The 7,626-nt window shown below is 58.0% G+C and carries 5 protein-coding genes; all 5 read right to left on the bottom strand.

Features of this window, described 5'->3' with window-relative positions; all coding sequences use genetic code 11:
- Positions 1 to 149: 149 nt before the first annotated feature.
- Entirely contained in the window at positions 150 to 1,721 is a 1,572-nt protein-coding gene (locus M3436_17840; protein MDQ3565878.1) for a hypothetical protein, read from the bottom strand.
- 143 nt (positions 1,722 to 1,864) lie between these two features.
- Positions 1,865 to 2,866, bottom strand: a complete 1,002-nt coding sequence (locus M3436_17845; GenBank protein ID MDQ3565879.1) for a hypothetical protein — start codon at positions 2,864 to 2,866, stop codon at positions 1,865 to 1,867.
- 286 nt (positions 2,867 to 3,152) lie between these two features.
- A complete protein-coding gene (locus M3436_17850) occupies positions 3,153 to 3,434 on the bottom strand; it encodes a hypothetical protein (GenBank protein ID MDQ3565880.1) in 282 nt (93 codons plus the stop codon).
- Between the two features lie 1,230 nt (positions 3,435 to 4,664).
- Complete coding sequence (locus M3436_17855; GenBank protein MDQ3565881.1) at positions 4,665 to 5,639, bottom strand: ISL3 family transposase; 975 nt, start codon at positions 5,637 to 5,639, stop codon at positions 4,665 to 4,667.
- Between the two features lie 604 nt (positions 5,640 to 6,243).
- Positions 6,244 to 6,816, bottom strand: a complete 573-nt coding sequence (locus tag M3436_17860; GenBank protein MDQ3565882.1) for a hypothetical protein — start codon at positions 6,814 to 6,816, stop codon at positions 6,244 to 6,246.
- Positions 6,817 to 7,626: the final 810 nt, after the last annotated feature.

The following is a 7,626-nucleotide window of genomic DNA, read 5'->3' on the forward strand; positions in this document are numbered from 1 at the left end:
CTCGACGAGATCGTGCGCGCGATGCGCGCGCTCAGCGAAGAAGTCCTGCAAAACTCGGTTCCCGGCGTAAAAAAACGCGCCGCCCGAACACCTCCTAAATCAGCCTTATCTTAGCGCCATTCGGGTCAGACGCTTAGTGTCGCCGCAGTTTATTCCTCCTCCCCCGTTCCCCAAGGATTTTCCAGCAGCCATGTGAGGGCCTTGCGCATTTCGGCATCGTTCACGGTCGCGATCCATTTCCTCATCTCGTCCGGCCGGACGACCGCCCACACGCGAAGCGCGCAAAAGGTCCGATCGATCATGCCGTCTTCGCGGCCGTAAATGTTCTTGCCGGAGAAGAACTGGATCAATCCTCTGCGCGGCGCGTAGTTCGTACGCAGCAGGTAAGCGAACCCAAAGCGCGCGGCGCCGGCGACGTCCATGCTGTCCCATTGTTCCATCAGGCTGTAGCAATCATCGAGAGCCAGTTCTGCAACGCGGGGAGGTAACTTCGAGAAATCGAAAGCGGTGAGCACTCGAAAGGCGTGACGGCTCGCATTCCACGGCTGACCCCGCCATGGGCCGTAGGCTCCCGCGTTTGCAAGACCTCTTGCCGACTCAGGGTCACCAGCTTTGGACACGGCGAGCAGTGCCGCTTCGAGGTCCCACTGCGCCCAAGCCTCGAACAATGACGCCTCGCGATGTTCTTCCGAAAGCGCAGCCTTCGCTTCCGCGAGCCAGCGGTTGCGCGTCGTTGCATCGACCAGACTCATCATGAGCCCTTTTGCACGCACCGCCAGGTCGCCCTCGCGCATATCGAGAGACTCCACCCAGCGAACCATTCCCGGAAGATCGCTCTTCGCCCAAATCAGTAACAGTTCGTCCGATGGTCCTGCGAGACGCTCGCCGCCGATCTCTGGCGGAGGCGGCCACTTCTCTCGGGCCTTGTTCACGAGCTCCACGGCGGATGCCGGATTCTCTCGCAGCATCCGCCGGAGTACGATTTCGAACTGTAGATCCGCCGCCGGATCCCGCGAGCGGTTGATGTGCTCTAGTGTTTCAGGGTTGAGGGAGTACCGCAAGCTGTCAACCAACGGCTTGCCGGCATTGCGATGAGCCTTCGCCAGGTACCTTCCCGCGTTTTCGACCGGTCGCGGATAGCCTGGCCAGGAGGAAAATGCCTTGAACCACATCTCCGCGAATTCCTTCATGATCCGCACCCGCTCCTCCTTCGCGAGCGCTGACCGATCGAGCGCGACTGGAAAACCCATCAGCGCCTCCCGCTGGATCCAAAACGGTGAAGCACGGATTGCCTCGAGATCCTGCACGCTGATCCGCGGGAGGGTCCAACTATCGTACCCGAGCACGCCATTTTCGATGCCGACGACGCGAAACAGCTTCTTCACCCAATCCCAGCACGCGGCAGGATCGCGCTCTACCCAGATCGGGATGAACAGCTCCACGAGATCGTCGGGATTTTGCGTGCTTTCCAGGGGGACGCACAGCTCGAAGGCTCTGCCAATTTCCGTTGCGGGGATCTGCCGCAGATACTCGTCCAGGACGCGGTATCGAATCGCGAGATTGGGCTCGCGAAAGATCGCGCCGAGCACGGTCTGGCTCGTCGCGCCTTTCTCGTCCCAAGGCACGCTGGTGAGCGGCTCGAAGTGGGTGGGTTTGATCTCGCTCCACTGAGCCATCAGGCTGGCGGTCGCCAAGAAGAATGCAGCGCAGAAAGCCCTCATACCCGCACCTATTGTCTTGCTCCCTGGCTCGCTCGTTGCTGTAAGATGCCGATCTCTACCAGGGGAAGTAACCCTCGTTCGCCGCGATTTGCTCGGGTCGCCACAGAAACGGTTGCCGGTGCGATCATCGGCTGCGTACAATGCTAACGTCCGGCTCTAATGAGGGCGCCTTCGGCGAAGTCGGCGAGTTCCTTTTTGGGAGAGGCGGCGAGCTCGTACAAGAGCGCTGGCCAGCGTGATTGATCGGGATCGATAACTGCTAGCGCGCCGAGGGCGTGCGCCCTCGTGATTTCATCTGGATCGCACGCCAGTGCGGTCAACGTGGGGATGGCGCCAGACGCGGCCCGCTCGAACGTGGCCAACAGATCGATGGCGACGATGCGCTCCTGTTTCTGCATGCGTGCGAGAGCTTGGGCGAGGGATTGAACGCCACCACGAAAATGGGGACTGCGCTGCCATGCTTCCGCGCAGGCGGAGAGCTGCTGCGCTGACCATGCGCGGACATCGTCATCGGGATCGTGGAGCGTCGAGAGGAGGAGTTCGATCAGATGCAGGTATTGCGTTGAACTCGTCGCCACCTGCGGATCGGCGAACCAATGCTCTAGTTTTCTCAGCAGCACGAGGCGTTGCCGACGTTCGCCGCGGCGGATGGCGTCGGCAACCGCGGGCCAGCTCGCCGCACCGATCTGCGCGAGGGACTCGGCTGCGAGGAGGCGATCATCGTTGTCACCATTGCGCACTGCTTTGATAAGGGCCGGGATCGCCGGCGCGCCATCCGGGCCCAGTTCCCCAAGGGCGATGATGGCTTCCGAGTGGATTTGGTCTGCTTTGGTTGGCCCGGGTCCCATGAACGTGCGCTCGATCGAAACGGCGCCGCGCTTGAGGGGCGAAGCATGGGCCAGCTCCTCCGGATTCCAGCACCGCGCACGGCTCGCCTGATAGGCCAACCATGCGACAGCATCCGGCCCAAGGCTTTTCAATGCTTCGCGGTCGAGCCGCTGAGCTTCCGGGTCTTGCGAACCATCCGTGAACCACCACGAGAGCGGCTTCCCCTCGTAAATCGGCTCGCGAGGCGCTCGCAGCGTGTACGAAGCCGCGAATACGATGAGGAGAAGGAACGCGATCGATTTTTGTCGAAACTTCATCGTTTTCGCAATGCGGAACCGGCCCATTCGAACTCGCAACAGTGGGCCGGTTCCAATGGCTTTCGTCCACGAAACATGAGTCTTTCAAATGAGCAGCCGGTTCGCAAGCCGAAGCTGCTCGAGCATCGGCTTCGGCGATAGGCCGCCTTCCGGCGGCGCCGCTTGCGCTGGCCGCGGCTCACAACTGGCCTTTCACCTGGCCGGCGCGCTCTTTCAGACTGCCTGCCGGTTCGATGAACTCATCCAGCTGAGGTGCCCCACCGTATGCGCCGCTATGATGAAGCGGTTACCACCAGATTTCAATGTGTGGATACTTTCCTTGAAGGGCTTGGATACGCAGACGAGTTTCATTCTCGTCGGCAAGCGACTTGGGAATCTTGATCTCCTCGACCCGAGGGCATGCGCAAAGCGCCGTTAGGCCTTCGATGGTGATATGCGACGGCCCAACATCCACATTCCTCAAATTCGCCAACGCCGGGAACTGGCGCGCAGTGAAAGCGGGCGATCCAACGCTGAGATCCGTAAGGGCGGGAAAGTTCCGTAGTACCAAGGTCAGCTCATCAGTCACTATGGAGCGAAAGACGTGGAGTCTCTTCAGCTGTCTCTGGGGTCCAATGGCGCAAAGAAATATCATTGATTCAATCGCTTCGCCCTGAATATTCACGAGGGTCAAACTCTGAAAGGACCGAAATGCAGAACCCATTTCCTCCACGTCAATGAAAGTATAATCGGCATTACCGGGTCGCGCGATATAAGCGTGCGCTGGACGTGCGCCCCAAAACACTTCCCAAAAACGTGGAGGAGACTCAGACTCTTTGTCTCCTATCTTCCAGAGACAATTTAACCAACGTTTATCTTCCGGGACCGCCGCTTGATATCGAGCTATTTGCATGCACTCGCAAACTCGCGATAGGTATTGGGCAAGAATCCCGAAGGTGATTACAGCCAGCGAACCCGTGGCTAGCCACAGCAATAAGCGTCGGTGCTGAACGAATGCTCGAGACATAAAGGATTATGGTTTAACCGCCTCGATCCACAACTTCACGGTTATCGTACCCCAATATTATTAATACCGGCCGAGCGGGTCCTGCCCCCGCATAATCCCCATGAAGCTTACTGTTGGTCTAGCGTGTCTCCTTTGTATCATGTGTCTTCGCGCGGGCACACAGGAAATCACTAATCACGAGATGAATGCACGGCCATTTCTGCTAGGAAAATATCGCGGTTCCATGCTACTGGAGCGATTAGAAGATCAGGTTCGCATACTCGTATCGTTTTCCATTGATGCGCGGGACTATGCCGCGACTGGTTCTCCTGGGATCCCCTATAAGGACGTTTCGGTTAACGTTTTCGGCCGACAGGGGCATCCAATTCCTTCTGTCATTGAGCATCCGCGCGCTGTCATACTCGAGATGGTCGAACGTGCACGCAGCTGTCAGTATACTGCGCGGTTTTTGGTTAAGACGAACCAACCCCGAGACATTAGCTCTATCGAATTCTCGTGGAAGGAGCACAAATCCAAGGTCTCGCTCTCCGAAAGCGGCACCGTGAGGGATTCTGTCCGTCAGCCTTGATAAGGTTAACTTGGGATCGGCCGCGGTTGTGGCAACTTCGCAGCCTTCTGTAATGGTCATCCGGAATTGCAAACTGGAGGTGGAGGTTAAACTGAGCGGGGTGTTGAAACCAACCGCTATGGAAACGCGCCGCCAGTTTACCCGCGCAACAGAAATTCGCCTTACCGGCCATCCTTAAATATGGCTAGGAAACCATCAATGGATCGAGGTTTTGCGGGTCTTTCTCATCCTTGCAGTGAAGCTTGGCGCAGCTTGAGCCAGAGATAGTCGAGATTGGAGATGCCACAGGCCTTGTGGATGACGCGGCTGATCAGGGCGTTGAAGGATTCAATTTTGGCGGAGGTGAGCTGATGTTTGCAGAAGCTGACGATCTGCTCCTTGGCTTCGAGAAGGCCATGGGCAAAGCGAGTCAACTCGGCAATACCCGCATCCAGGGCCAGCTCGACCCAGCCCTCCAGTGCCTTGCCAGCGCTCTTGGGATAACGATAGAGCCAGAGCCGCTGCAATTCATCCTTGAGCACGTACGCGGTGTTGAGATCCGCATTGGCTTCCAGTAGCTTTCTGAGCGCCACCTTCCCCTCGGCTTTGAGGTTCTCGGGCCGGCGAAAGAGATTGTAGCGCTGCCCCTTGATAAACTCCCGCGCTGGACCGCTCGCCTGCTGGTAGGAGCGCCGCCGGATCCGATCGATGACCTCATTGTAGTTGGCAATGAGGTGGAACTTGTCCAGGACGATCTCCGCCTTGGGAAGCTGCTTTTTGACCACCGCTCGATACGGCCCGCTGCGATCGACGCCCACCGCCCGAATACTCCCTTTCTGCTCTTCGCTGAGCTTGGAAAAGAAACTCTCCAGGCTCTCTTTGTTTCGGCCTTCGGCCAGGTGCAGCAACTCCCCATTGCGCGCGTTAAGCACCACGGTGACAAAGCCTCCCTGGCCCTTGCGGATCGCCTTCTCGTCGACCAGGATCGCTTCCAGCCCGTCCAGCCGCGGCTCCGGCAATTCCTTCTGCAGTATATAGCGATCCCAACGGTAGGCGGTGCTCGGCACGACCGGCAAAAACTCGCAGACCCGCGCCAGAGGCAGCCACCGGCACAACAAACTGACCTGGCGCATCACCCGCAGGCTCGCCTGGTGCTGCTCGACGATCTCCAGCGGGCGCACCGTCTCGTAGCGGGCACAGTGCCGGCAATATCCTTGCACCGGCCTCGTAGACCACCAACACGAACCCGGCGCTGGCCAAGGGCAGGTCCAGGGCGCCTTGGCGCGTCTTGCGATTGATCCTCATAGGGGCCGAGCACTGCTCACATCTCGGCTTACAACGCTCATCCCACAACAGTTCCACTTGCGCCCGTTCCCCATCGCTGCTGATCTTTTCAATTCGGTACCCCTCGGTCTGATACAAAGCTCGAATCTGGATTTTCACACCTCCATTCGAGCACAGCCGGGGGGTGCCACTGCAAAGACGAAAAAGAGCCGGTTTTGCGGGATTACAACGATGGCCGTCCTGCTGTATATGCTCTCCACGGGACCCATGACAGCGTGGCATCACTGGCTGTATAGAAGCAAGCGGAGTGTCTTTCGCAAAGCGGCTTACGGCTTCGGCGCCGCAAGATCTGGAACTTGTGGCACAACGGGAGTTAGCAGTCGTACATTGTGGGAGATCCCAATTAACGTGGGGAGGGGGAAAAGTATTTCCGGAGGAGCCGGTCCGCGATGCGCTTTGACCGGGCGTTGTCCGCCTTGGCGCGCGAGCAGTGAGTGCGCCGCTCGCAGACTTCACCGGTAAACTGTTCCCTTTACGCAGCTAAGCCTCCGAGTTGTTAATTGTGAATCGGAGCTTCTCGATCTTGAGCACTCCGCGAGGCTGGCGAAGCGGAAACGCGATGGACACATCAAACTTCCCTGGCATCAGAGCGAAGCACTTCCGTAAGTCACATCTGTAGGTTTTGGACTCTGCCGGCGCAAGGCTTATAACGAGCATCCGCAGGGAACCGACTCCCATTACGGCTCTTTCTCCAAATGGCGTCAAGGGTTGAACCTGTCCCTTCTCATCAATTATCGACACGGTGCATTTCGGAAACCCAACATAGTCATCATATGCTACCATTGCCGAAGTCTTATTCGTTATCGTGATTTTGAGGAGAACTTTACCATCCCGAGCAGGTGTTTTGGCCACGGACGCCACAACTGCGACGCCGGCGTGCTCCGATGTCTTGGTATTGAACGACTGCTCTGATTCGATCGCCGCTTGCCCACTTGCAGTGGTCGCGACGTAGCGCGTCAGAGACAGAAGCAAAAGAAAGGCGCAGTATGGTCTAGTAACGTTTTTCATTACGGCCTGGTATTCGCGCGAACTCGCGCCAGTTTCAGCGTTCACACGAATGCTCGGCTTCGCGTCTACTCCTGCTCGACAGTTCCCCACGGATTCTGTAGCGCCATGTGAGGGCCTTGCGCATTTCGGCATCGTTCACCGTCGCGATCCATTTCCTCATCTCGTCCGGAGGGCGGAAGCAGGCGCCGTGATGCGCGAGCAGCTCGCTGCATCGCCGGTTAGTAGGGCGTCATGGCTCTTCGGAAAACATCGGTCTGATCTGCTCGCTGGATTGCTCTACATAGGCCTTTTTGGTGGCATTCCAGCGATACAAAGGTCCGGCGTTTTGAACCTCGGGAGCCGTCGGTGTCGATCGAGAAGTCGTGCCAGCCGCCGCCGCTTTTGGGCAAGCGGACTGGTGAATGCCTGCCGTAGTCAACTGACCGATGAACATCCATTTGGAGTGACGATATGTGAATACCGACTAGCCACCCCAATAAGAATGACCGCCATAGAGTAAAAAAACTTCAAAACGTCCATGTCGATTCATGTCAAAGCGAGCTTCCTTGGATGACCGGCGGCAAAGAATTCGGGTGTTTCATGCCACGCGCGCAGTGCTTCGTACCTCTCGCGGCGGGCGTGCTCGCGGGCCTCTTCTACGTCACGGGATAAATAAACTCAATGGCCTGCTGCCCGGCAGAGCAGACGCTCGCCAACGCAAGTAGCAATAGCACCGTCCTCATCGGAGAGCGCGAATGACGCCTAACGTAAAGCAGTGTATCCGCTGTGCCGGGCGGAACAAGGTTGGGATTGCGTGACACGTGTCATCGCCCGGCATGGCGGATACACTGATGTTGAACTGAGCCGGTTCGCGGG

It is taken from the genome of Pseudomonadota bacterium (assembly GCA_030859565.1).
Taxonomy (GTDB): domain Bacteria; phylum Pseudomonadota; class Gammaproteobacteria; order JACCXJ01; family JACCXJ01; genus USCg-Taylor.